Raw genomic sequence first — 24,138 nt, 5'->3', positions numbered from 1 at the left:
GCCGGACTTGGAAGCGTTGCGCAATTTCATCGGGCAGATAGGCGTGCGCCGCGCCGCGATGATGGGCGGCGTCGCGCTGGCGCTGCTGCTGGGGCTGGGCTGGATGGCCATGCGCACGCCCGACAGCGCGATGGGCTATCTCTACACCGATCTTGACCCTTCCGCTGCCTCTACGATTACCGAGAAGCTGAAGGGGCAGGGCGTGCCCTTCCAGCTTTCGGCCGACGGCACCGCGATCATGGCGCCGGTGGACAAGCTGCCCGAACTGCGCATGGCGATGGCGTCTGAGCAGCTGGGCGGCAAGATCGGCTATGACGTGCTCGATCAGGAGGAGCCTTTCGGCATCTCCTCTTCCCGCGCGAAGCTGAACGAGACTCGCGCGATCGAGGGGGAGCTGACCCGCTCCATCGAAAGCCTCGACCGGGTCAGCCGCGCGCGCGTCCATGTCGTCATGCCCGAACGCGCGATGTTCGAGACGGAGCCGCGCAAGGCCAGCGCATCGGTGACGGTCAAGACCACCGGGCGCCTTCCCGCCGAAGCGGTGCAGGCGATCCGTTACCTCGTGTCCTCGGCCGTGCCCGATCTTTCGCCCGAAGCGGTGTCGGTGGTCGACCAGACCGGCGCATTGCTGGCCCGCGCGGGTGAGGGCGAAGGCAGCGCGGGCAACATCGAGGAGCGGCAGGCCGCCGTCGAGGCCCGCCTGCGCGACCAGATCGAGACGATGGTGGAACCCATCGTGGGCCACGGCAAGGTCCGCGCCGAAGTGGCCGCCGTGCTCGAACGTGATCAGGTGCGCGAGGAATCCGAGACGTTCGATCCCGACAAGCAGGTGATCCAGCATCAGGTCAGCGTCGAATCGAGCAACCAGAGCACCGAAAAGACCCCCGGCGCGCAAGGCGCGACCGTGGCCACGCAGCTGCCCGAGAACGCCGCCGTCGCGCAGAACGGCGCCAATGGCGACAGCCGCAACGCCGCGCAGAACGAGACTTCCGAAGACACCACCTACCAGAACAGCCGCGTCCAGAAAGTGGCCGTGCGCACGCCGGGGCAGGTCAAGCGCCTGACCGTGGCGGTGATGGTGGACGGCGGCGAAAAGGGCCTGCCGCAGCCGCAGCTCGACCGCCTGCAGCGCCTTGTCGAGAACGCCGTCGGCTTCGACAGCGAGCGGGGCGACAGCGTGGTGGTGGAGAACATGCCCTTCGCCGCGCAGGACGTGGACGGCATCGACGGCGGGCTGCCGTTCGGCCTGACCGTCGATCGCATCCTCGATGTGCTCAAGATCGTGCTGGTGGGCGGCATCGTCCTCTTTGCGATCCGCATGCTGCGCCGCCCGAACGCGCCCGCGCTGCTGCCGCCGCCGACTGGTGACTTGCCTGAGGGCGAGGACCGCCGCCAGAACGCGGGCAATGTTTCCACCGCGCAGCTTGAGCCGATGGACGATGCGGCACAGGACATGCCGCTGCTCGATCAGGAAGTGGCGCTGGCCCATGTCGACGGGCGGGTGAAGCTGTCCGCGATCAAGCGCATCGGCGACACCATCGCTTCCAACCCGGCGGAATCCGCCTCCGTCATCCGCCAGTGGATGAACACGTGAAAGGTATCCGATGAGCGACCCGCTCGATCCCCGGCACCAGCTGACCCCGGCGCACCTGCCTGAGGAACCGGCCCCGGTCCTGACCGGCGAAACCGCGCTGCCGCCGCGCCCCTCCACCCCGCCGACGCCCGACGACCTGCAGGCCGTGTTCGACGTGCCGGTTAAGGTGCAGGCGGTGCTGGGCCGGTCAAAGATGGATATCGGCGACCTGTTGCGGCTGAAACCCGGCATGGTGGTGGAACTGGACCGCCGGGTGGGCGAGCCGGTGGACATCTTCGTCAACAACCGCATCATCGCGCGCGGCGAAGTGGTGCTGATCGATGCCACGCTGGGCGTCACGCTGACCGAAATCGTCCGCAAGGAGGGATGATGACGGCGCGCGATCATGATGCTACCCGGCTGATGCTGGTGGGCGAACTGGGCGACGCGGTGGGCCTTGCCAACGAGATGGTACGTGGCTGCGCCACCCGCATCGGCGTGGAATCCGCGCCCGCCGCCTTCGATGGCTGGACCGGACCGGAAGCCGACGTCGTCGTCGTGGATCTTGCGGTGAACCTCAAGGACGTGCTGGCGCGGCTGCGCGGCGGACGGTCTCAACTCTCGGCCGACGGTTCGGTGACCGCTTCCGTTTCCGGTCTTGTCGGGCAGAACATCGCCGATGTGGAGCGTGAACTGATCCTGCAGACCCTGCGCCACTGCGGCGGCAACCGCAGCGCGGCGGCGGCGATGCTGGGCATTTCCGTGCGCACCATGCGCAACAAGCTGCGCTCGTTCCAGGCGAACGGGATGGCGGTGCCGCCGGCACTTGCCGGCGTGGTGCGGGCGGAAATGGCGGCCGGCGCGCAACCGGCGGCCTGAACCCATGGCCACCGCGCCCACGAAGTCCCCGATCCCGCCGCAGGTCACGCAGTTCCTCACCCGCCTTGGGCCGGGGCGCGATCTGGCGCTGGCGCTGGGCGTGGGGGCGATCATCGCCATGCTCATCCTGCCGATGCCGGCGTGGATGCTCGACATGGGGCTGGCGCTGTCGATCACGGCATCCGTCCTCATCCTGATGACGGCGCTGTTCATCGAAAAGCCGCTGCAGCTTTCCAGCTTCCCGACGATCCTGCTGATCACCACGATGCTGCGGCTTGGCCTGAACCTGGCCTCGACCCGCCTGATCCTGGGCCACGGGCATGAAGGGCACGATGCGGCAGGCGGCGTGATCGCGGCCTTTGGTGAATTCCTGATGGGCGGGCAGACCGTCATCGGCCTGACGATCTTCGCGATCCTGATCGTCATCAACTTCGTGGTGATCACCAAGGGCGCGGGCCGCATCGCCGAAGTGGCGGCGCGTTTCAGCCTCGATGCGATGCCCGGCAAGCAGATGGCGATCGACGCCGACCTCAACGCCGGGACCATCACCGAAGATGTCGCCCGCGCGCGCCGGTCCGAGATCGAGCAGGAAAGCGGCTTCTACGGCGCCATGGACGGTGCCTCGAAGTTCGTGAAGGGCGATGCGGTGGCGGCGCTGCTGATCACCGCGATCAATATCGTCGTCGGCCTGATCGTGGGCGTGGCGATCCACGGCGTCCCGTTCGGGCAGGCGTTCACCACCTACACCATCCTGACGGTGGGCGACGGCCTCGTCAGCCAGATTCCGGCGCTGATCGTGTCGACGGCGGCGGGCCTGCTGGTGTCCAAGGGCGGCGTCGTGGGCAAGACCGGCGCGGCGCTGGGCGATCAGCTTGGCCGCTATCCCAAGGCGTTCGGCATTGCGGGCGCGTTGATGGGAATGCTGGCGCTGATGCCGGGGCTGCCGTTCCTGCCCTTCGCGCTGCTGGGCGCGGGCTGCGGATGGCTGGCGTGGACGATGACGAAGAAGGCCGAAGGGCAGGCCGCCGCCGCCCGCGTGGAGGAAGCCGCCGCACAGGCCCGGCAGAGCGCGGCGCAGGCCGAAGAACCGATCGCGCGCACCCTTGCCATCGACGCGCTGCGGATCGAGCTGGGCTATGGCCTGCTGCCCCTGATCAACGATGCTAGCGCCGAGCCGCGCCTTGACGATCAGGTGCGCGCGCTGCGCCGCCAGATGGCGATCGATTACGGCTTCGTGCTGCCTTCGGTGCGCATCATCGACAACATGGCGCTGCAGGCGAACGAATACGTCGTCTACGTCAAGGAGACGGAAACCGCGCGCGGCGAACTGCGCATCGGCAAGCTGCTGGTGATCAATGCGGGCGGGGGCGAAACGGGCCTTTCGGGCGAGGCCACGCAGGAACCCGTGTTCAAGCTGCCCGCCCAGTGGATCGACCGCGAACTGCGGCAGGAAGCGGGCTTCCGGGGCCTGACGGTGGTGGATTGCGGCACCGTGGTCACCACCCACCTGACCGAGATCGTCAAGGACAACATCGCCGACCTGCTTTCCTACTCCGAAACGCAGAAGTTGCTGGATGAAGTCCACAAGGATTCGGCCAAGCTGATCGCCGATATCGTGCCTTCGCGCATCTCGGTTTCGGGCGTGCAGCGGGTGCTGCAGAACCTGCTGGCCGAGGGCGTCTCCATCCGCGACATGCCCACCATCCTCGAAGGCGTGGCAGAAGCCAGCGCGATCACCACCAACCTTACGCAAGTGACCGAGCATGTGCGTTCGCGCCTTGCCCGCCAGATATCGGCGCAGCACACGCTGGACGGCACGATCCCGATCGTTGCGCTTGGCCCCGCGTGGGACGAGGCGTTTTCCGAAGCGATCATCGGGCAGGGCGATGACCGGCACCTTGCCATGGCGCCGTCGCAGTTGCAGGCGTTCATCGGTTCGGTGCGGGAAACCTATGACCGGCTTGCCGCGCAGGGCGAAATCCCCTGCCTTCTGACCAGCCCCAGCCTGCGCCCCTTCGTGCGATCGATCATCGAACGCGTTCGGCCCGCCACGGTCGTGCTTTCGCAGAACGAGATCCACCCGCGCGCGCGCCTGCGCAGTCTGGGCGCGATCGGATAGGGTAGTGGTTTGGCCCTGCCGGAAGAGGCAGCGCTCTAGCCAAGGTCGGAACAGTGCTGCGCGCCGGTTCTGGCGCGGGCGGTGGCCCACATGGCGGCCTGGGTGCGGTTGGCCACGTTCAGCTTGCGCAGGATCGCCTTGACGTGAACTTTCACCGTAGCCTCGGTGACGCGCAGCTTGCGGGCGATGTGCTTGTTCGAATAGCCGGCCATCAGGCATGACAGCACATCGTTTTCGCGCTGGGACAGGTTGGTCCCTTGCGCGGGCGGGCCATCGACCCGTTCGTGCGCGATGGCGCCCAGGTTTTCGCGCCGGAGCATGTCGGCAACGTCGGGCGGCATGATCCTGTGGCCCAGCGCGGCCAGACGCAGCAGGGCGATCAGCGTGTCGCACGGCATATCCTTGACCGTATAGCCCCGCGCGCCGTGTTCGAAGCAGGTCAGCATGACGCCCAGATCGAACTTGTCCGCCAGAACCAGCGCCTGATGGAAATCGCGGTCCGCAAGCTGATGCAGGGCATCAAGCTGGTCTTCGATGCGCGGCATGTCGATGAGCACGAGATGATCGTCGCGCATGGGCAGTTCGGTCAGCTCCGCAGCGCTTGCGGCGGTGGCCATCACCGCGATGCCCCCATCCGAAACGATGCGCCTCAGCCCCTCGCGGCCGATGGTGCTGGGATTGATGATGGAAACGGAAATTGCCAACGGGCACCCCTTTCGGCTCCCGGCAGAACGCTTTACGCAGCGTCTACCGGCTTCGATCCAGTCGAAATGAGAATAAGTGAGGCGGCCCGAAAAATAATAATTGTTAGTAATAATAAAAATACTAGCAAATTATCATTGCGCCTTGCTATGCAACCTTGCGCACAGATGCTATCTTGCTATTAATGAGTAGGTATACTAACTTTGCTTACTTACAATGGTGATATCTTATCGTACTCATTGTATATGCGGCAGATAGTATCTTTTTCGGGATGAATCGATGCTCACATCATCGATTCACTGACGGTGATGGTATCGCCCGGCATCACCAGCAACGCCGGATCGCCCACGTTGACGCGGCGCCCGCCACCCCAGCTCTTGCGCATGACCACGATCGTCCCCTTGTTGGCGCGGGCGGTGAAGCCCCCGGCCTTGGCGACAGCCTGCAGCAGCGACAGTTCACCCGCGTAAGTGTATTCGCCCGGCTTGCCGACTTCGCCCAGGATGTAGAACGGACGGTAGGACACGATATCGACCGCGACGCGCGGGTTGAGGACGTAGCCGCCCTGAGCAAGCTTTCCCGTGATCGCATCGGCGACCTGCCCGGTGGTGCTGCCCGATGCGGGCACGTCTGAAATCAGCGGCAGGGTCACCGCGCCGGATGTCGCCACTTCGTATTCGCCGGTGAGGGACGGCTCATCGAAAACGACGATGCGCAGCTTGTCTCCCGCGTCGAGCCGGGGGCCTTGTTCGGCCCGCGCATTGGCCTGTGCCACATCGACGAAGGGGTAATCCTGCGAAGCGCATCCGCCCGTCAGCAGCGACACGGAAAGGGAGAGGGAGAGCGCCCCGGCCGGCGAGACGAGCCGCCGGGTCTGACGGCGATATTCGGGTAATCCGTTAAGGAAACGAATGACGCTGGTGCGGATCAAGATCGCCCTCCCTTGAGACGTCCTGCGCAAGCGCGGGACCATGCAGCAATCCTACCCTACTGTGTAGCGTGATCCATACCTCTAAGGGTGTGCTGGAAATTTGGGATCGCCGCCGGGCTAGTCCAAAAGGGGTACTAGGTGATAATGCTTATGATTTGTTGCCTAGGTCAGTCTGATGAAGTGAAATCCTCTCGTAAGGCCGGATGCATTTGCGGGCGTCGCAAGACGTTCAACTTGCTTCCGGTCGTCATACAGGGGGGTGTTCAATGCATGGAGCCTCGATTGACTTGCGGGATTGGAAACGGACGTCTCCATTTTCCTATTCGCATCACGAACAACTGCATGAGCGCCGGCTATTCTTTGCCACGCCAAAGGATCGCGGCCCCGCTGCGCTGACGTCGGCCGGGCAGCAGGCTCTTGCCGCCCGGTCGCCCGCCACTCAGAGATTCCCGGCCCTTGCAGGCCCTGTACGTCCGGTCGTGCCCGGCACCCGGTCCCGCTGGGATCGCTGGCAGATGATCGCGCCGCCGGAGAATGTCCTTTCGCGCCCGATCGATATCGCACTGTCGCTGGCGTTGCTGGTGCTGTTCCTGCCCGTCCTCATCCTGATCGCCATGGCGGTGTGGCTGGACGATCGCGGGCCGGTGATCTTTGCGCAGCGGCGCGTGGGCCGTAACGGGCGCATGTTCCGCTGCCTCAAGTTCCGTTCGATGCGGGTCGATGCGCAGCAGGTGCTGGGCGCGATGCTGCGCGAGGATGCGGCGCTTCGGGCGCTGTGGGAACGCGATCACAAGCTGCCGCGCGATCCGCGCATAACCCGGCTTGGGCGCTACCTGCGGCTGACCAGCCTTGATGAGCTGCCCCAGCTGGTGAACGTGCTGCGCGGCGACATGAGCATCGTGGGCCCGCGCCCGATCGTGGAGGCGGAAGTGCCGCGCTATGGCCGCTACATCCATCACTATTACGCGGTGCGGCCGGGGCTGACCGGGCTGTGGCAGGTTTCCGGGCGCAGCAGCGTGACGTACCGCCGCCGGGTTGCCGCCGACGTGACGTATATCCGGGCCCGCACTCTGACTTTCGATGCCCGGATCCTCTTCGCCACGATCCCCGCGGTGGTCCTGGGGCGTGGTTCATGCTGATCGGCCTTGAGGCGATGATTAGCAGCACGGTCCGGCAGGCACATCCAGGAGGAAGACGACGGCAGCGAGCGGGGCAGCGAGCGGGGCAGCGAGCAGGGCGACGGGCCCGGCGCATCTGCGCCCTGTGGCTGTCCGGCCCGCTGCTGCCGCTTCTGGTTCCCGAACTTGCCCGCGCGCAGGACCATCCGGTGGAAATGCCCGAAACGCTGGTCGAAGGGCTTGAGCCGAAGGGCATCCGGCTTGGTTCCGTCATCGCCCTGCCGCGCGTCAACTTCGACTTGCGCTATGACGACAACATCTACAACCGCCCGGACAAGGTGAGCGACGGCGTGGCCGTGGTCCGCCCGGCGCTGGCGCTGCAGACCGACCTGCCGCGCCATTCGCTGCGGCTCGACGCGCGCGCCGAAGCGCGCCGCTATTTCGATACGCCTCAGGAAAACAGCAGGCAGTGGTCGCTGGCCGGATCAACCCGCCTGGACTTCGCGGAGCGGATCACGCTGACCCTCGATTCCGGGATCGCCCGGCGGATCGAGCGGCGCGGCACCTATGGGGACCAGTTCTTCACCGACCGTCCCGTGGCCTTCATCGACAAGAACGTGAGCGCGCGGATCGCGCAGACCGGCGGCGTGATCGAATGGCAGGCAAGCATCGGTACGCAGAAGGTGGACTACCGCGATGCCCTGCAATCGGGCGTGCGGGTGGACCAGTCCTTCCGCGACGTGCGGCGCGACAGCATGGCGGTGCAGGTGGAATACCGGCGCTCCACCAAGCTGGGCGTCTTCGTCCGCGCGGTGGGCACGCGGCTTGTCTACGATCTGGGCCGGGAGCGCAATTCGCGGGGTTTCTCGGTGCTTGGCGGGGTTACCTACCGGATCACCGACCTTGTCTCGATGGAGGCGGGGGTGGGCTATGTGAAGCAGAACATCCGCGATCCGCAGCGGCCCGATGTCAGCGCCGTCGATTACCGGGTCAAGTTCAGCTGGACGCCGACCCCGCGCGCGCGGCTTGAACTTGATGGCGCGCGCACGGTGGAACGCAGCCCGCTGGCACTGGGGGCCACGATCCTGCAATCGAGCCTTGTCGCCAGCGGTTCGCTGGCCGTCGGCAGCCGTACCCTGGTGGGGCTGGAGGTTGGCTTCCTCAACAACGATTACAACGGCTTCGACCGGCGCGAAACGCGCCTGCAGGGCGAATTCACGGTCAGTCACAAGCTGACCCCCAATGTCGCCGCCTTTGCCGGACTGAGCGGCCGGCATCAGCGCGGCTCCGGCGTGACACCACGAGAATACGACGGCTTCGCAGCCCGGATCGGTGCGCGGATCGCCATTTGAGCCGCGCGCACCCTAACGGGCGGTGCCTCCCACCCGCCACCGGCAGGAGCAGACGATGAACAGTTCAAGCCAGATAATCAGCGCCGCGCCTGACCCGCGCGACATGGCCTATGCGCCGGGGCAGATGCTCATGCCTTCGGGCATGGAGCGCATTGACCTGAGCGGCTCGATGGCCTTCTTCCGCAGGCGGGCCGGGCTGATCGCGATGGTGACGGGCGCCGCCCTGCTGATCGGAGCGGCGATCTCCTATTCCATGCCCACCGTCTACACCGCCGAGGCCACCGTCAGCCTCGTCACCCCGCCGGAAGGACAGAATCCGGCGGCCGGCGCGGTTCGGCAGGCAGGCCCCGCGCCAAGCAGTTCTTATGTCGATACGCAGGTGGAAACGCTGAAGTCGCGGATGCTGGCGCAACGCGTGGCGCAGGCGCTGGGCGTGCTGGAGGGCAGGACCCCGCAGGAACAGGCCGATATCGTTTCGGGCTACCAGCGCCATGTCTCGGCTGTGCGCAGCGGCGAAAGCTATGCGCTCGACATCGTCTTTCAGGCCGATAGCGGGCAGGATGCGGCGAAGATCGCCAACATGTACGCGCAGCAGTTCACGCAGGTCGAAGTCGAGGCCGCGCGCGAAAGCACCCGCGATACCGCGCAGCTCGTGGCGCCGCGCCTGCAGCAGCTGCGCGAACAGGCCCATGCCGATACCGAGCGTCTGCAACGCTACCGCATCGCCAACGGCCTGCTCAGCACGTCGGGCGCGTCGCTGACCGAGCAGGAGATTTCCAGCTACAATCAGGAAGTAACCCGCGCCCGCGCGGTCGCCGCCGAAAGCGAGGCGCGTCTGGCCACGGCGCGGGCGCAGCTCAATTCGGGTTCCTCGGGCGAGGATCTGGGCGAGGCGCTGGGCTCCGGCGTCATCGGCGGCCTGCGCGCGCGCGAATCGCAGGTCGGCGGCGAAGTGGCGAACCTTGAGGCACGCTACGGCGCGAACCATCCCCAGCTTCAGCGCGCGAAAAGCGAACTGGCCGAAGTGCGCCGCGATATCGGCAAGGAGGTCAGCCGGATCGTCTCCAACCTTGAAATGCAGCGCGACGTGGCCAGCCAGCGGCTCGCCTCGCTCAGCGCCAGCCTTGGCGCGGCGCGCGGCGATCTGGCGCGCAACAACGCGGCGATGGTCGGGCTGGACGAGCTGGAGCGCACCGCCCTTTCATCGCAGGCGATGTATGAAAGCTATCTCAACAGCTACCGGCAGCTGATGGCGCAGGACGGCACCCAGCAGCCCAATGCGCGCGTGCTGTCGCTGGCCGAAGTGCCGCTGCTGCCCAGTTCGCCCAACGTGCCGATGAACATGGTGCTGGCGCTGGTGATCGGGCTGGGGGCGGGCCTTGCGGCGGCCTACATCGCCGAAGCGCTGTTCCGCGGCGTGACCACGGCAGAGGAAGTGCAATACGGGCTGGGCAGCCGGTTCCTGGGTTCCATCCCGCTGCTCGGCTCGGTCAGCCGGGCGCGGCGCGAAGTGCCCGCGATCACCGAGGAACCGCGCTCTGCCTTCGCCGAATCGTTCCGCTCGCTGCGCACGTCGATCGAGCAGGCGGTCTATGGCCCCGCGCAAGTCATCGCGGTGACTTCGGCCCTGCCCAAGGAAGGCAAGACGACGATCGCATCGTGCCTTGCCCAGACGCTGGCGCTTTGCGGAGAGCGGACGATCCTGGTGGATTGCGACCTGCGGGGCCGGGGTGTCAGCAAGCTGCTGCGCCTGCCCGCCGAACATCCCGGACTGATCGAGGTGCTGGAAGGCAAAGTCTCGCTGGCCGATGCGCTGGTGACCGGGGAATCGGGGCTGTGCGTGCTGCCCGTCATGCCGTCCGACATCGAACCCGACAGCCTGCTGACCGGCGAGACGTTCGCCCGCCTGATCGACGAACTGCGCGCCTGCTTCACCCATGTCGTGATGGACCTGCCGCCGGTCCTGCCGATCGCGTCTGGCCGCACGATGGCAAGGCTGGCCGATGCGACCGTGCTGGTGGTCCGCTGGCGCAAGACGATGCGGGGCGCGGCCCGGTCGGCGCTGAACCTGCTGCCGCGCGAAAGCGTGAACGTGGTGGGGGTTACCATCAACCGCATCGACGTGCGCCGCCAGCGGCTGTTCGGTCATACCGACCCCGCCTATTTCTACCGACAGTACAAAGGCTATTACGCATGATCCCGGTGCTGCCATCGGCAGGCGCGGAACATGTCGCGGCGGGCCGTCACGGGCGCATGAGCGAGCCGCGCGTGGCCATCGTCCATTACTGGCTGGTCGGCATGCGCGGGGGAGAGCGGGTTCTGGAGCGGCTGCTGGCGCTGTTCCCCGGCGCGGACGTGTTCACCCATGTCTACGATCCCGCCCGCATGTCCGAAGCCATCCGCAAGTCCCGCGTGACGACGACGTGGATCAACGGCCTGCCCTTCGCGCGGCGGTTCTATCAGTATTATCTGCCGCTGATGCCGATGGCGCTCGAACAGCTGGATCTGTCGGGATACGATCTGGTCATCAGCAGCGAAAGCGGCCCGGCCAAGGGGGTGATCACCAGCCCCCACGCGCATCACTTGTGCTACTGCCATTCACCGATGCGGTATCTGTGGGATCACTACCACCTCTACCGGCGCGATGCGAACCCCGTGGCCCGTGCGGCGATGCCGCTGATCTACCACCGGATGCGGCAGTGGGACATCGCCTCCAGCGCACGGGTGGACACCGTCGTCGCCAACAGCAGCTTCATCCGCGAGCGCGTCCGCAAGTTCTGGCGGCGCGAGGCCGAAGTGATCCACCCGCCGGTCGATACGCGCATGTTCACCCCCAGCCTCGACGTGGACGAACGCTATCTGTGGGTGGGGCAGATGGTGCCCTACAAGCGGCCTGATCTTGCGGTGGAAGCGTTCAACCATACCGGCCTGCCGCTGCTCATGGTGGGCGAAGGCGCGATGCTGGCCCGCCTGCAGAAGACGGCGGGGCCGAACATCCGTTTCGTCCCGCGCCTGAACTTCAACGAACTGCGCGAAGCCTATGCGCGCGCGCGCGGGCTGGTGTTCACGGCAGAGGAGGATTTCGGCATCGTCCCGGTCGAAGCCATGGCATCGGGCCGCCCGGTGCTGGCCTATGGCCGGGGCGGGGTACTGGACAGCGTGGTCCCCGGCGAGACGGGCCTGTTCTTCGACCGGCAGAGCGCGGAATCGCTGGTCGACGGGCTGGAACGGTTCGAACGCTGGCTTCCCGAATTCGATTCGCGCCGCGCGATCGAGCAGTCCAACCTGTTTTCGCCCGAGCATTTCGACCGCAAGATGCTGGCGGCGGTCCGCCGCGCCACTGCGGCAGGCGCGCCGTCCTGAAGCTCTGCCTGAAGGCACCAATGAAGGGGGAACGACGTTGAGCTTCACGTTCGTCGGCCTGCTGCAACTGGCCATCGGTTTCATGCTGCTGTTCCGGTCGCTGCCCGCCATGCTGGTGTTCGTGATGGCATCGGGGCTGTTCGGCGGCTCTGCGGCGCTGTCCGTCCCGGCGCTGGGCAACAGTTCGATCCCGCCGATCCAGTTCGCGCTGATCTTCCTTTACCTGCGCATCCTGATGCCCAGCGGCGGGCAGTTCGGCCTGCTGACACAGGGCATCCGCGACAGTTTCGCGCTCGTGCTTTTCACGCTTTACGGCCTTGCCGCCGCCTTCATCGCGCCGCGGCTTTTCGCCGGACACATAGAAGTGGCGCCCATGCGCTTCGACAATGCGCGCAACCTGTTCGACACCGTCCCCCTCAGGCCGACCGCGCAGAACATCACCGCTGCGGTCTACATGCTGGGCGCGCTGCTGGCGACGCTGGGCACGTATGCAGCGGTGCGGGTGACGGGCGGGATAGAGGCGCTGGTGAAAGGCAGCGTGGCCATCGCCTGGGTCCATGCGCTGAGCGGGGTGATCGCCTCGCAGACCAAGGGCACGCCGGTGGAAGGCTTCTTCGCCCTGTTCCGCAACGGCTCCTATGCCCAGCTGGACCAGTCCTATCAGGGGTTCAGCCGCGTGGACGGGTTCTTTCCCGAAGCATCGGGCTGGGCGTCCTTCGCGCTCGCCTGGTTCGTGTTCAACTGCGAATGCTGGTATCGCTCGGTCTGGGCGCGGCATACCGGGGCGGCGGCGCTGGCAGTGGGAGCGGTGCTGTTCTTCAGCACGTCAAGCACGGCCTACGTCGGCCTTGGCTCGTACGGCGCGTTCTTCGCGATCCGGGCGCTGGCCTTTCCCGCCAGCGCCGAGCCGGTGCGGCTGCGGCAGGCGGGGATCACCGTCTTCGCGATCGTGGTGATCGCCGCGATCGGGCTGGCGCTGGTGCCGGGCGGGGTCGCAAGGATCGGCGACATGGTGCTGCACATGACGGTGGAGAAGGGCAACAGCGATTCCGGGCAGCAGCGCCTGTTCTGGGCGATGCAGGGGCTGACCGCCTTCACCGCATCGGGCGGGCTGGGCGTGGGTCCGGGCAGTTTCCGTTCGTCCAGCCTGTTCATGGCGATCCTGGGCACGATGGGCGTCGTGGGCATCGTCACCTTCGGGATATATCTGTTCAACGTGGTCAGCGTGATCTGGCGCTCGCCCGCAGGTCCGCAGGGCATGGAAGGGTCTGCCGGACCGGCAAGGGAGCGTCCGCGCGATGCCGTCAGGGCAGTGATGGAAGCCTGCGCGGTCACCGCGCCCCTTATCCTTGTGCCTGCCGCGATATCTTCGCCCAACAGCCATCCGGGGGTGAACTTCGCGATCTTCGCGGGCGCGGCCATGGCGCTTTACCGGATGCTGCCGCGCCCGCTCATCCGGCCCGACCTGTCGCTGGTGGTAAGCCGCCGCATCTCGGACGCGCCGGCAGGGGCATCGGCGGGGGGGGCGGCAGGCGCATCGGCGGCAGGCTGGCCGACCTGATGCCGGCCCGTTCCGCTCCCGCCCGTTCCGCCCCGGCCCGGCGGCCGCAGGTCTTCGTGGCCGGTGACCTTCACAATCTGGGCGATCTCAAGCTGACCTTGCAGAACCTTGCCCTGACGCAAGGGCGCGGCGGCGCGGTGCGGCGCTGGGCCGGCCTGCCCGAAGCGATCGAGCGGCAGGTGGAGGAGGCAGGCGGAACGCTGGTCCCCGGCAAGCAGATCGTGGCTTTCGCGCGCCGCGTCTGGGGGGCGGAACTGGTGCTGGGCGGCGGGCAGATCGTGCGCGACAACGTCTCTGCGGCGTCGCTGGCCGGACTGGCGCTGGCCGCGCTGGCCGCCGTTCTTGGCGGCGGCACGGTGACCACGCGCGGGCTGGGTGTCAGCGTCATCCGTTCGCCGCTGCGCCGGTTCCTGTGGCGCGCGGTCCTGCGCCGCTGCGCGATAGTGAACGTGCGCGACGATATCTCGAAGCTCAACCTTGCAGCGCTGCTGCCGGGCAAGGCCGTGGCGGTCACGGCGGACATGGTGTTCTTTCCCACCGTCAGCCCCCTTGCGGGAGACGACCCCGGAGAGGAAGAGGGCGCGGGCGACGAGGCAGGGGACCGGCGGCGCTGGGTGGTGGTGGCCCCTTGCGACGATGCGGGCGAAGGGCGGGTGCTGGACACGGCCCTGCTTGACGCGATGATCGCGGCGGCGCTGGCCGCCCTGCCGGGGGCACGGCTGGCGATCGCCTGCCACGATCCGCGCGAAAGCATGGACCGGGCGGCAGCGGCACGGATCGCGGCGCGATGGTCCGCCAGCGCCCCGCGCATCGTCGACAGCTTTGAACTGGCGGTACTGACGCGGCTTTATCGGCAGGCGGGACTGGTACTGACCAATCGCCTGCATTCGCTGATTTTCGCGGTGATCGCTGGCGCTCCGGTGCTGGGGATCGGAGACGGCACCAGCAAAGTGCGGGTCGTCGCGGGGGAATTCGCGATCCCCGTCGCTCAGCCCGGAGAGGCTGCGCAGGCTGCCGATCTGGTGGCGCAGGCGCTGGGTTTCGATGCAGAGGCGCGCACCGCCCGGCGTCACGACATGGCATCGCGCGCAACCCGCAACCTGATCGCGCCGCCAGCACCGCCGCGCCGCGCTTAGGCTGCGCTCACGGCTAATCCCAAATGGCTACGCCCGATGCACCCCGCTCTGCCCCGCCATGGTGGCTTTGCTGCAATGCGGGATAGGGGCATCACGATCGGGTGACCGGAAAAGGGCTCTTCCTGCCCCAGAGGCTTGCAGCGCGTGTGCGATCCGGTGCGGTTCGCGCCGGGGGAGCGCTGACGGCCGCGCTGGCGCTGTCTTCCTACGCCGCCCCTTTGCCGGTGCCCGTACCGGACCGGTTCGCACCGCGAAGCACGCCTCGGACCCCGTCCCCTACCGGCATGGCGCGCCCGCCGTTCGGGTCTACCGCGCCAGAGGCCGACACGGCAGGATCTGCACAGGCGGCCCGCCTCATCAATACCGCCCGCGTTCTCGATGCGCTGCCGGGCGCCGGGCGGCCCTTCGGATTTGCCGGGTTGGCGGACGATTTCGACCGGGCGCAGACCTGCCTTGCCGCTGCCGCATGGTACGAAGCGGGGGACGATCCCGCCGGAGAGCGCGCCGTCATCCAGGTCGTGCTCAACCGGGTGCGGCACCCGATCTATCCGGCTACCGTATGCGGCGTGGTGTTTCAGGGCGCGCACCTGCGCACCGGATGCCAGTTCACCTTCACCTGCGACGGCGCACTGGCGCGTCGGCCGGGGCAGGCCGCCTGGCAGCGCGCCCGCGCGCTTGCGGCAGCCGCGCTGCATGGGGCGGTCGACCCCACGGTGGGCGAAGCCACGCATTATCATGCCGACTACGTCTACCCTTACTGGGCACCGGGGCTGGTCAAGCTGGCGCGGGTGGGGGCGCACATATTCTATCGTTTCCCCTGGCGTGCCCGCGGCAGATCGGCGGCGGAACTGTCCCGCACCGAACCGGCGGTAACACAGGTGGCGTTTCTGGGATCGGGCGCCGAGCATGATGCCGATGCCGATGCTGCTCTCGCCCTTGGCACACCGCAGCCGGACGGGGCACCGCCTGTCGCACTTTTCGCGCCCGCCGTGGCGGTCCCGGCCGCGCGGATGGCCGCGCCGCCGGGGGCGATGGTGCTGGCGCTCGATCCCGTATCGCCGCCGGGGCGATGGGCGATGGAGGCCCTGTCTCGCTGCGCGGGCAAGGCCGATTGCCAGGTGCTGGGCTGGACGTCTGCCGCTGCAACCTTGCGCGAAAGGCCCGCCTTCGTCTTCATTCGCAACGCCGCGGCGCGGGCGGAAATCGCCTTGTGGGACTGTGCGCGCACCGTCCGCGCAGACCCCCGGCAATGCATGCCGCGCGATGCCGCCGCGCTGGGCAGGCTGCTGGCGGTTCAGGGGCCGGGGCAGGGCCACGGGAAAGAGGGCATATCGCCATGACTGACGCCCCGTTCCCGCTGACCCGCCGCGCCGTGATCGGGGGACTGGCCGCAGCGCCGCTGCTGTCTCCTGCCGCGCTGGCACAAGGCGGAGCGATCAGCCGGTTCATGGTGCAGGGGCGTCCTCAGGACACCGGATCTCCCTACAAGCTGGCCAATATCCTGCCCGCGCTGAACCGGCTTGGCGGGGTGCGGCGGATGCGCTGCCGCGAACCCTATCGCGGTACGCCGGGCTGGGCGACCTACGTGGGGCTTGCCCGCGCGGGCGTGAAATTCTGCTTCACGCTCTCCGTCCGGGCGATCCCGACGACGATCGGCGATCTGAAGGCATTTCTGGCGGCGGCGCCCGGATCGATCTGGGCGATCGAATATCCCAACGAACCCGATCTCAACCCCGTGACCTACAAGGGCATCACGGACAAGCGCCTTGGCTTTCGCACCGGCAACGCCCCCGCGCTGATGGCCTTCATCCGCGACTTCCACAAGGCGATCAAGGCCGACCGCGCGCTCTCCGCGCTGCCGCTCATCGCCAGCAACGATTTCATGCAGGCACAGCAGGGCCCCTACTGCGACATGGGCAACAGCCATATCTATCCCGCCCCGGCATCGGACACCGCCGCGCGCCTTGCGGGGTTTCGGACCCGGATCGCGCAGGGGGGGCACCGGCAGGGCGTGATCACCGAATGGGGCCGCACGACCGGCGGCGGCGCATCGAACGTCACTTCGCCTCCGGTGACGCTGGATCAGCAGGCACGGCTTCTGGCATCGGATGTGCGCGCTGCCCTTGCCCGCCCGTTCGTCCATACGATCAACATCTACGAACTGTTTTCGTGGCAGGGGCGGGGTGAGATGACCAACTTCGGCCTGTTCAACAACGATTTCACGCCCCGACCGGCGGTGGCGGCGATCCGCGCCGTGCTAAAGGGGTAGTTGGTGCCGTCTGGGTGCGGTTAGGGTACGTCTGGGTGCCGTTCAGTGCGGGGCGGTGCGCCGTCCGGCGCTCTTGCGCAACCTTTCAGCCATGCCCCTCAGCAGGCCCAGCAGCTCCGCCTCGGCCCCGGCGCGCCGTCCGCCTGCCGCCCAGAGCATGTAAAGCACGCCCAGATACGTGACCGCGCCAGACGGCGCCAGCAGCACTATGCGCACCAGCGGCTGCGCGCCCAGCGCCAGCAACTGGTGGTCCAGCGCCAGCACGATCGCGGCCATCGCCAGCATCGCCGTGATCGTGCGGCCATGGGCGCGCAGCTGCTCCAGCGCGGAAAGCCCGGTCAGCTTCGTCACCAGCGCCCCGGTGATCGCAAGCCCGATCACGGCACAGAGCAATCGCCCCCAGACCAGCCCCATCAGCCCCCACCCGATCATGCCCAGCGTGACGCAGGGAATGCGCAGCGCCAGCCCTGCGGCATCGCGCACGAACAGCGCCCGCGTTTCTCCGCGCGCCATGGCCAGCGGCCGCGCGCCGGTTACAAGTGTCTGTATGGAATAACAAAATCCGATAACCTCGATCAGCGGAACCGCCATCAGCCACTTGGGCCCCAGCGTCAGGCGGACCACCGGATCGGCCAGCAGGCACAGCCCGATCCCGACCGGCAGGGCAATGATGCCGATCGCGCCCTGTGCGGTCTGATAGGCCCGCCGCAGCCGCTCGCGATCGTCCTGCATCCGCGCGAAACTGGGGAACAGGGCCTGAATCAGCGGCGTGGTCGCCTCCCGGCTCGGGATGGCGGAGATGGTATCGGCCATCGAATAGGCGCCCAGTTGCGCAGGCGGCAGGAACAGGCCGATGATCAGCTGATCGAAGCGCCAGTTCACGATATTGAGCGCCTGGCCGAAGAACAGCCAGCCCGAAAACCCCAGCAGGTCGCGGGCATGGGCAAGCGTCAGGCGCGGGCGATAGGGGACGACGGCGTAGCTGGCCGCAGTGCCCAGAAAACCGCCGATCGCCGAACCCACGACGATCGCCCAGTAATTGCGCAGCCACAGCGCCAGCACGATCGATATCGCAAGCGCGGACAGCTTCTGCACGATCTGCAGCGCGATCATCGGCCTGAAGCTGAGTTCGCGCGTGCGCAGCACAACAAGCGGATTGGTCATCCCGCTCAGCGCCGCGGTCACCCCCGAAAGCACGAACAGCGGGGCAAGCCGCGCATCGCCATAGAGCCAGGACAGCGGCTGCGCGGCCAGCGCGACGCCGCCCGCCATCATCGCAGAGCGCAGCAGCGACATCGTCCACGCACTGTCGATATGCGCGCGGGTTACCGCCGTGCGCTGGACAAGGGCAGAGCCCACCGACAGCTCGGTGATCGCCACCAGTATGCCCATCAGCGTGGAGCAGATGGCAACGAGGCCGAAATCCTGCGGCGTCAGCAGCCGCGCCAGCACCATCAGCGCGGCAAGGTTAGCCAGATTGGTGGCCACGCGTGTTGCGCCAAGGGCCGCCGCGCCCCGCGCAACGACTGTCTTGCTCATGCGGCGCGGGCCTCCCGCCGGGCGCGGTCACGCCAGATCCCGCGCGCGGTGCGCCAGGCGACCGCCAGCGCGCGCTTGCTGGGAGCCTGCAGGAAAGAACGCGCGACCAGCCCGAAGGCGGCGGTGTTTTCTCCGAAGCGGCGCTTGATGTCGGCCTCTACAAGCTTGTGCTGGGCCGCTATCCGCGCCCGCTCTCCCGCCCGGTCGACATCGGCCAGAAGGTTGGCGAAGATGGCACGGTGGCCGGACAGTACCTTGTCCATGCTGGTGGTAATGCGTTCATGCGGGCCGCAGTTGAAACGCACCAGCGGCAGGCGCACCACGCCCATCGGCCCGAACCGGCGCAGGCGGAACCACAAGTCCCAGTCCTGGCAACTGGGCAGTCCGGGATCGAATCCGCCCGCCTTGTCCAGCACATCGCGGCGCACCACCGCACCCGATGTGCTGCCCAGCGCATTGGCGCAGCGCAAGTCCAGCAGCGAGGGGTTGTCACGCGGGCGATGGATCATCTCGACATTCGCGCCGACAAGGCGGAACCCGCAGAACAGCGCCACCAGATCGGGGCGATCGGCCAGCAGGGCGAACTGGCGTTCCAGCTTTTCGGGTTCCCACGCGTCATCGGAATCGAGGAACGCAACCCATTGCGCGCGGGCCTCTGCAATCCCGGCGTTGCGGGCGCGGTTCGCGCCGCCGTGCCTGTTCTCCACCAGCACAAGGCGATCGTCACGAGCGGCAAGGCCGCGCAGCCATTCGACCGTGCCGTCCGTCGAACCGTCGTCGACCACGATGATGCGGCTGACCGGCAAAGTCTGCGCGCGAACGCTGTCGAGGGCCGCAGGCAACATGGCGCGCCGGTTGTAGGTGGGGATCACCAGGTCAATGCCGGGGCGGGCCTGCGTCAGCGTCACGCCGCTTCTCCTCTCAGATGTTCGATGACCGCCATCAGCCGGGCGCCTGCCGCATTCCAGGTGAAGGCGGCAGCCTGCCGGCGGCCTTGCGCGATCTTGTCTGCACGCAGGCCCGGATCGCTGCGCAGCCGTTCCAGCGCGCTGGTCCACTGCGCCGGGTCGTCGGTCCCGGCATAAAGCACCGCGTCGCCGCAGACTTCGGGTATCGCGCCTGCCGGACTGGCGATGACCGGGCAGCCGCACAGCATCGCCTCCAGCGGCGGCAGGCCGAACCCTTCGGTGCGCGAGGGGAACAGGATCGCAAGCGCGCCCGCCAGCAGGCCCTTGAGCTGCGCGTCCCCCGGCCTTCCGGCAAAGACCGTGCCGGGCGGCGGCGAAAGACCGGCGGCAAGCAGGCTGGCGCGATCCGGTCCGATCACGACAAGGCGGGTGTGCTCCATCGCGCCCGAGGCAAAGGCGGCGAACGGCGTGGCGTTGTTCTTGTATGCCTTGCGGCTGCCGAACATCACCGCATAGCGTCCTTCGGCAAGGCCCAGCGACTGGCGCAGGTCTGCGCTCCCCTGGGTGTCGAGGATATGGTCGGCTCCGTTGGCGATCACCCACGTCCGGTCCGCGCGCGCGATCGCGTACTGGTCCAGCATCCGGCGCGAGAATTCCGATACGGTCAGCGTGACCCGGCTCGACCGGCCCAGCAGCGGGGTCAGCCAGCGATAGCCGATCCGCTGGCGCAGCGGATAGCCGCAGTCCGTGAACAGGAACTGCGCGTCATGGATCATGGTGATCTTGTTGGGATGCATCACCGGGGCAAGGTTGGCCAGATTGACCAGAATGCCGTTCCGGGCGGCCCAGGGCAGAACGACCTGTTCCCACACTTGCCCGGTGCGCGCATAGTCGCGCCGTTCGATGGAATGCAGCGGCGGAATCCAGTCCGCATCCTTGGGGGCCAGCAGATAGGCGGGGGGGCGAAGCTCTGGCGGCAACTGCGAAAGCAGGCGGTCGCATTCGCGGATCAGCCGGTCGGCGACGCGATGAACGCCGTTGAGACCACTGCCGTAGAACTTGCCGTTGAAATAGATCGGCTGCACTGCGCTCACATCGTTTCCACCCGGCGAGGATCGATCCGCCCGACCGCAAGGTCGCGCAGGGCCATAAGGTTGCCGACCAGGCGGCCACGTCGGTCGATATGCGGTTCGGGAAACAGGCTGCGCACCGCGTTGGACGCCAGGTTCTGCGCCAGCAACCGGTGGCCGAGCCCCGGCTGCATCGTGCCCTTGCGCCACAAGTGGACCAGGTTCGCGACCTGCGAATAGCCCAGGCGCCTGCCCGAAGTGCGCGCACTGCGGGTGCCCAGATGAATACCGGCAAGGCGCGCGCCTGAGACGAGCCGCCCCCGGTCCAGCAATTGGTGCGTGAAGTCGATGTCCTCCTGCCAGCCATAAAGCGGCAGCGCCTCGTCGAACCACAAGTCCTGTGTCGCCGTCAGCCGGATCGCCATGTTGCATCCGTAAAGCGCCTTGCGCGGGCGCAGCGCGGCCTGTTGCGGCAGGGCATGGCGGGCAAGAGCGTCGCGGGCGGCATCGAAGGCAATCTCGTCGCCGTGGATGCCGTCGGCCAGCAGGTCGCCGGTGGCGCCGACGATGCCCTGATCGGCGCGGAACGTCTCCTCGATCACGGCAAGGTAATCGTTATGGGGGACGAAATCGTCGTCAAGGAATACCACGATGTCGCTTTGGCCTTCCAGCATCCGCAAGGCGCGGTTGCGCTGACGGCAGAGCCCCTTGTCACCATAGACATGCTTCGTCGCGATGCGGGAACGGCCAAGCCCCTGTGCGTCCTCGGGGCATGTCGCGGAGATGATCACCCCGTCGGGCAGCCGGGTCTGGTCGGCCAGATGGTCCACCGTTCGGGCAAGCAACTGCGCGCGGCCGACAGTGGCGAAAACGACGTGGATGCGCAAAGTCATGCTCCTCCGGCCACGGTGACGGCAAGTTCAGGCTCGGCCCATGCGTCCTCCCGCCGCCGCCGCAAGGCCGCGAACAGCCCCGGACGGCCGTGATCGAGATAGCCCTGATAGGCATCGAGCAGTGCCTCGACCCAGCTTTCGGGCGACAGCGCGATCGCGCCAAGCTGCTGGTGGGCCGCGATGCTCATGCGGCGGGTCAGCGTATCGTCGCCGGAGAGGGAAGCCAGCGCCGCTGCGAATCCGTCAAGATCACGCGGGTTGACGGCAAGCCCGGCCTGCGCGGCAACGATGTCATCCGCGATCAGCGAATCGCGCGATGCGATGACGGGCAAACCGCTCCACAGCGCCTCTACCGCGGCAAGGCCGAAGGGCTCTATGTGCCGGCTCGGCATGACGGCAAGGCGGGCGCGACGGGCGAAGCGGGCGATTGCGGCGGGTTCCTGCTGCCCCACCCACTCCATTTCCGGGTAACGCTGGCTGAGGTCGGCCAGCATGGCGCCGGTGCCGACCGCGATCAGCGTCATACCGGCCCGGCGGCAGGCTTCGGCGGCAAGGTCGATGCCCTTGGTCGCTTCCATGCGGCCCACGAACAGGACGGCGCGGTTGCGCTCCGCCTCGATCCGGGTGGGCGTGAAGGGACGGACCGGGTTGGGCAGCACCGTCATGTCCGTGGCGCTCAGCCCCGAGCGTGAAAAATAGCGCGCCATGCCGTTGTGGATCAGCAGCAGCGGCGGCGGGTAGTCCGCCAGCACGCCGTTCTGCAGCCCTTGTCGCACCACGCGCCAGCCCTTGGCCGCGATGCCGTGCCGGTCACAGGCGGAGGCCAGACATGAAAGGCCCATCGGCCGCGCCGCGCAGGGTGCGTCCCGCCCGAAATGGAACATCGCGCCATTGGGACAGGTGAAGAAGAAATCGTGCGCGTGGACGATCATGCGTCCGCGCACCGGCAGGAGGGCGCTGAACACCGCCGGAGACAGGATCTGCGACCACCCGTGGACGTGGTAGACGGTGCGCGGGGTATCGTTGCGCGTCACCCATTGGCGGACCATGGTTGCCGCACGCTTGTTGTAGAGCCCTTCCATCATGGCCCGCGCGCGATTGCCTTCAAGCAGTCGGCTCATCCCCAGCGCGACCACTTCGATACCTTCGCGTTCAAGGCTCTCGTTGCCGTCGGACCCGCACAGCAGCGTCACGCGATACCCGCGCCGGACGAATGCGACGGCGGAATCCAGCGCCAGTTGCGAAGCCCCGCCGCGTGGGTGGGCCAGATCGTTGATGATGACGATGCGGTCCATCATCGTGATGCCGCAGCGATAGGGCCAGCGATCGGGGAAGCTGCCGGCATCGGCACGCCATCGGGCCAATGCGCGGGCGGGGGCGCGGGCGGATGCGCGGGCCGCGCCATCGACGCGCTGGAGACCAGTCTGGCGGCCAGCCCATCGATGGCGCGCGCCGCGCGGTCGACAAGATCGGCATGGGTGGTGCCGTCCACGCCCCTGACGATGGCCTGCGCGGCGATGTCGGGCAGGTCCATCGGGCATGTGCTGCGCGGATCGACCACGAATTCGCCCCGCCCGGTCTGTTCGAAGAAGCTGCGCAGCTTGGCGTCCCAGGCAAAGCCGACCGTGGGAACCTTGTAGGCATAGGCGACGATGCAGGCGTGCAGGCGATGCGCCAGCACGCATTCAAAGCCGGCCAGAGATTGCGCCAGTTCGCGCGGGCAGGCGAAGTCCGGCGCAAAGCCGATGCCGGGCTGACCTTCGAGGCGAAGCCGCAGCCGGTCGCGGAACAGCCGGTCTTCCGGGCTGCCGTTGGTGAACAGGACAAGGCGCCTGCCCGCCTGCACAAGTTCGCGTGCGGCCGTGTAATACCACGCTTCCATGACGTCGTCGTTATGGGTGCCTTCGTGGTGCAGCCGCAGGGCCATCGGCGCCGTGATGCACAGTCCTACCGCGCCGGTACCGCCGCAAGCGGCCTGCGGCCTCGGGCCATATTGCCGCGCGCTCAGCAGGGCAGGGTCCGGCGCATAGCCGGCAGGGGTGACGCCGCACGGGCTCATGACCAGCCCCCAGGTGGCGACCGAGCCGAGATCGCGGGCCGAAACGCTGACAAGGCGCGTGCGCAGCAACTGCGTCACGATCCGGCGTGCGCCCGCCGCCGACCACCGGCCCGATACGCCCACGCTGGCGACCGCAACCGGCAGCGACTGCGCGGCGGCAAGCTTCAGCGCTGCCGCGATCTTGATCGGGAAGTTCTGGTCCACATCCTGAAACAGATTGCCCCCGCCCACCACGACACTGTCGCACCCGGCCAGCTCGTGCCGCCAGCGTGGGGCGAAGCGCAGCTTCACCAGCAGCATCAGCACGGCGGGAACCAGCAGCGCGCGCAGCGGCGCAGGCATCCGCTCCATGATCGAAAGCACGCGTGCGCGGCGGCGACCGTGGAGGGGGCTGTATTCCGTGCGGCCTGCCAGATCGATCGAGACCGGGTCCAGACGCGGATCGGCGCGGCGCAGTGCCCCTTCGAGGCATTCGGCGATTATGCCATCGCCCAGATTGGGACTGAACTTGACGTTGAAGATGGCGACACGGTGTCTTGCCGGCTCCTGCGCAGATCTCTGGAACAACGTCGGGTCAATGGCCTGCATGGAGTGTCCCTGCCTTGCGCGAACCGGCTACGTGCCGACCGACAGCCTATGGGACGACGCCGGGCTCACGAAGGGCGC

The 24,138-nt window shown here is 67.5% G+C and carries 20 protein-coding genes; 12 read left to right on the top strand and 8 right to left on the bottom strand.

Annotation, left to right across the window (positions count from 1 at the left end; all coding sequences use genetic code 11):
* Positions 1 to 7 precede the first annotated feature (7 nt).
* Genes fliF through flhA form a run of 4 tightly spaced genes read left to right on the top strand, consistent with a single transcriptional unit; the run spans position 8 to position 4,571 of the window.
* Positions 8 to 1,594, top strand: coding sequence for a flagellar basal-body MS-ring/collar protein FliF (gene fliF, locus A8V01_RS11440; RefSeq protein ID WP_103095979.1), 1,587 nt, complete (start codon positions 8 to 10; stop codon positions 1,592 to 1,594).
* A gap of 10 nt (positions 1,595 to 1,604) precedes the next feature.
* Positions 1,605 to 1,964, top strand: a complete 360-nt coding sequence (fliN, locus tag A8V01_RS11435) for a flagellar motor switch protein FliN (RefSeq protein ID WP_103095978.1) — start codon at positions 1,605 to 1,607, stop codon at positions 1,962 to 1,964.
* A complete protein-coding gene (locus A8V01_RS11430) occupies positions 1,964 to 2,452 on the top strand; it encodes a helix-turn-helix domain-containing protein (protein WP_103095991.1) in 489 nt (162 codons plus the stop codon). Before fliN ends, A8V01_RS11430 begins: the two co-directional genes overlap by 1 nt.
* Positions 2,453 to 2,456: 4 nt before the next feature.
* On the top strand, positions 2,457 to 4,571 hold the full coding sequence (gene flhA / locus A8V01_RS11425; protein ID WP_245892434.1) for a flagellar biosynthesis protein FlhA: 2,115 nt from the start codon (positions 2,457 to 2,459) through the stop codon (positions 4,569 to 4,571).
* 35 nt (positions 4,572 to 4,606) lie between these two features.
* Here flhA and A8V01_RS11420 read toward each other — a convergent pair whose 3' ends face one another.
* The gene (locus A8V01_RS11420; protein WP_103095977.1) at positions 4,607 to 5,275 is read right to left on the bottom strand and encodes a LuxR C-terminal-related transcriptional regulator; all 669 of its coding nucleotides are present in this window, start codon (positions 5,273 to 5,275) and stop codon (positions 4,607 to 4,609) included.
* A gap of 281 nt (positions 5,276 to 5,556) precedes the next feature.
* The gene (locus tag A8V01_RS11415) at positions 5,557 to 6,204 is read right to left on the bottom strand and encodes a polysaccharide biosynthesis/export family protein (protein ID WP_245892432.1); all 648 of its coding nucleotides are present in this window, start codon (positions 6,202 to 6,204) and stop codon (positions 5,557 to 5,559) included.
* 515 nt (positions 6,205 to 6,719) lie between these two features.
* On the opposite strand from A8V01_RS11415, the gene A8V01_RS11410 reads away from it, so the two are divergent.
* The 8 genes from A8V01_RS11410 to A8V01_RS11375 all read left to right on the top strand — a co-directional run bounded on the left by A8V01_RS11410 (position 6,720) and on the right by A8V01_RS11375 (position 17,003).
* Positions 6,720 to 7,343 carry a sugar transferase gene (locus tag A8V01_RS11410; RefSeq protein WP_103095989.1) on the top strand — a complete coding sequence of 208 codons (624 nt, stop codon included), beginning with the start codon at positions 6,720 to 6,722 and terminating at the stop codon, positions 7,341 to 7,343.
* A complete protein-coding gene (locus A8V01_RS11405) occupies positions 7,337 to 8,674 on the top strand; it encodes an outer membrane beta-barrel protein (RefSeq protein ID WP_245892430.1) in 1,338 nt (445 codons plus the stop codon). Before A8V01_RS11410 ends, A8V01_RS11405 begins: the two co-directional genes overlap by 7 nt.
* Before the next feature lie 55 nt (positions 8,675 to 8,729).
* Positions 8,730 to 10,871 (top strand): GumC family protein, encoded by a 2,142-nt coding sequence (locus A8V01_RS11400; protein WP_103095975.1) that lies wholly within the window; start codon positions 8,730 to 8,732, stop codon positions 10,869 to 10,871.
* Positions 10,868 to 12,037 carry a glycosyltransferase gene (locus A8V01_RS11395; protein WP_103095974.1) on the top strand — a complete coding sequence of 390 codons (1,170 nt, stop codon included), beginning with the start codon at positions 10,868 to 10,870 and terminating at the stop codon, positions 12,035 to 12,037. Before A8V01_RS11400 ends, A8V01_RS11395 begins: the two co-directional genes overlap by 4 nt.
* 37 nt (positions 12,038 to 12,074) lie before the next feature.
* Complete coding sequence (locus A8V01_RS11390) at positions 12,075 to 13,598, top strand: glycoside hydrolase (RefSeq protein WP_103095973.1); 1,524 nt, start codon at positions 12,075 to 12,077, stop codon at positions 13,596 to 13,598.
* Complete coding sequence (locus A8V01_RS11385) at positions 13,598 to 14,734, top strand: polysaccharide pyruvyl transferase family protein (RefSeq protein WP_103095972.1); 1,137 nt, start codon at positions 13,598 to 13,600, stop codon at positions 14,732 to 14,734. The genes A8V01_RS11390 and A8V01_RS11385 overlap by 1 nt, the downstream gene beginning before the upstream one ends.
* 101 nt (positions 14,735 to 14,835) lie before the next feature.
* Positions 14,836 to 16,074 (top strand): cell wall hydrolase, encoded by a 1,239-nt coding sequence (locus A8V01_RS11380; RefSeq protein ID WP_103095971.1) that lies wholly within the window; start codon positions 14,836 to 14,838, stop codon positions 16,072 to 16,074.
* Positions 16,071 to 17,003, top strand: coding sequence for a calcium-binding protein (locus tag A8V01_RS11375; RefSeq protein WP_103095970.1), 933 nt, complete (start codon positions 16,071 to 16,073; stop codon positions 17,001 to 17,003). The genes A8V01_RS11380 and A8V01_RS11375 overlap by 4 nt, the downstream gene beginning before the upstream one ends.
* A 42-nt stretch (positions 17,004 to 17,045) precedes the next feature.
* On the opposite strand, the gene A8V01_RS11370 is transcribed toward A8V01_RS11375, so the two are convergent.
* The 6 genes from A8V01_RS11370 to A8V01_RS11345 are packed head-to-tail and all read right to left on the bottom strand — an operon-like array spanning position 17,046 to position 24,060.
* Positions 17,046 to 18,542 carry a lipopolysaccharide biosynthesis protein gene (locus tag A8V01_RS11370; RefSeq protein ID WP_103095969.1) on the bottom strand — a complete coding sequence of 499 codons (1,497 nt, stop codon included), beginning with the start codon at positions 18,540 to 18,542 and terminating at the stop codon, positions 17,046 to 17,048.
* Entirely contained in the window at positions 18,539 to 19,450 is a 912-nt protein-coding gene (locus A8V01_RS11365; protein WP_103095968.1) for a glycosyltransferase family 2 protein, read from the bottom strand. Before A8V01_RS11365 ends, A8V01_RS11370 begins: the two co-directional genes overlap by 4 nt.
* Complete coding sequence (locus A8V01_RS11360; RefSeq protein WP_103095967.1) at positions 19,447 to 20,544, bottom strand: glycosyltransferase family 4 protein; 1,098 nt, start codon at positions 20,542 to 20,544, stop codon at positions 19,447 to 19,449. Before A8V01_RS11360 ends, A8V01_RS11365 begins: the two co-directional genes overlap by 4 nt.
* Positions 20,541 to 21,413 carry a glycosyltransferase family 2 protein gene (locus tag A8V01_RS11355; RefSeq protein ID WP_103095966.1) on the bottom strand — a complete coding sequence of 291 codons (873 nt, stop codon included), beginning with the start codon at positions 21,411 to 21,413 and terminating at the stop codon, positions 20,541 to 20,543. Before A8V01_RS11355 ends, A8V01_RS11360 begins: the two co-directional genes overlap by 4 nt.
* On the bottom strand, positions 21,410 to 22,777 hold the full coding sequence (locus tag A8V01_RS11350) for a glycosyltransferase family 4 protein (RefSeq protein ID WP_245892428.1): 1,368 nt from the start codon (positions 22,775 to 22,777) through the stop codon (positions 21,410 to 21,412). The genes A8V01_RS11355 and A8V01_RS11350 overlap by 4 nt, the downstream gene beginning before the upstream one ends.
* Entirely contained in the window at positions 22,708 to 24,060 is a 1,353-nt protein-coding gene (locus tag A8V01_RS11345; protein ID WP_103095965.1) for a polysaccharide pyruvyl transferase family protein, read from the bottom strand. Before A8V01_RS11345 ends, A8V01_RS11350 begins: the two co-directional genes overlap by 70 nt.
* Between the last annotated feature and the right edge of the window lie 78 nt (positions 24,061 to 24,138).

Source organism: Novosphingobium guangzhouense (assembly GCF_002896965.1).
GTDB lineage: Bacteria > Pseudomonadota > Alphaproteobacteria > Sphingomonadales > Sphingomonadaceae > Novosphingobium > Novosphingobium guangzhouense.
The sequence above is the reverse complement of the archived record's forward strand: the minus strand, read 5'-3'. Positions and strand labels throughout refer to the sequence as shown.

Excerpts from the sequence above, each read along its gene's own strand:
- fliN (WP_103095978.1), top strand. The coding sequence starts at position 1,605 with ATGAGCGACCCGCTCGATCCCCGGCACCAGCTGACCCCGGCGCACCTG.
- A8V01_RS11430 (WP_103095991.1), top strand. The coding sequence starts at position 1,964 with ATGACGGCGCGCGATCATGATGCTACCCGGCTGATGCTGGTGGGCGAA.
- flhA (WP_245892434.1), top strand. The coding sequence starts at position 2,457 with ATGGCCACCGCGCCCACGAAGTCCCCGATCCCGCCGCAGGTCACGCAG.
- A8V01_RS11410 (WP_103095989.1), top strand. The coding sequence starts at position 6,720 with ATGATCGCGCCGCCGGAGAATGTCCTTTCGCGCCCGATCGATATCGCA.
- A8V01_RS11405 (WP_245892430.1), top strand. The coding sequence starts at position 7,337 with ATGCTGATCGGCCTTGAGGCGATGATTAGCAGCACGGTCCGGCAGGCA.
- A8V01_RS11400 (WP_103095975.1), top strand. The coding sequence starts at position 8,730 with ATGAACAGTTCAAGCCAGATAATCAGCGCCGCGCCTGACCCGCGCGAC.
- A8V01_RS11395 (WP_103095974.1), top strand. The coding sequence starts at position 10,868 with ATGATCCCGGTGCTGCCATCGGCAGGCGCGGAACATGTCGCGGCGGGC.
- A8V01_RS11385 (WP_103095972.1), top strand. The coding sequence starts at position 13,598 with ATGCCGGCCCGTTCCGCTCCCGCCCGTTCCGCCCCGGCCCGGCGGCCG.
- A8V01_RS11375 (WP_103095970.1), top strand. The coding sequence starts at position 16,071 with ATGACTGACGCCCCGTTCCCGCTGACCCGCCGCGCCGTGATCGGGGGA.
- A8V01_RS11370 (WP_103095969.1), bottom strand. The coding sequence starts at position 18,542 with ATGAGCAAGACAGTCGTTGCGCGGGGCGCGGCGGCCCTTGGCGCAACA.
- A8V01_RS11355 (WP_103095966.1), bottom strand. The coding sequence starts at position 21,413 with ATGACTTTGCGCATCCACGTCGTTTTCGCCACTGTCGGCCGCGCGCAG.
- A8V01_RS11345 (WP_103095965.1), bottom strand. The coding sequence starts at position 24,060 with ATGCAGGCCATTGACCCGACGTTGTTCCAGAGATCTGCGCAGGAGCCG.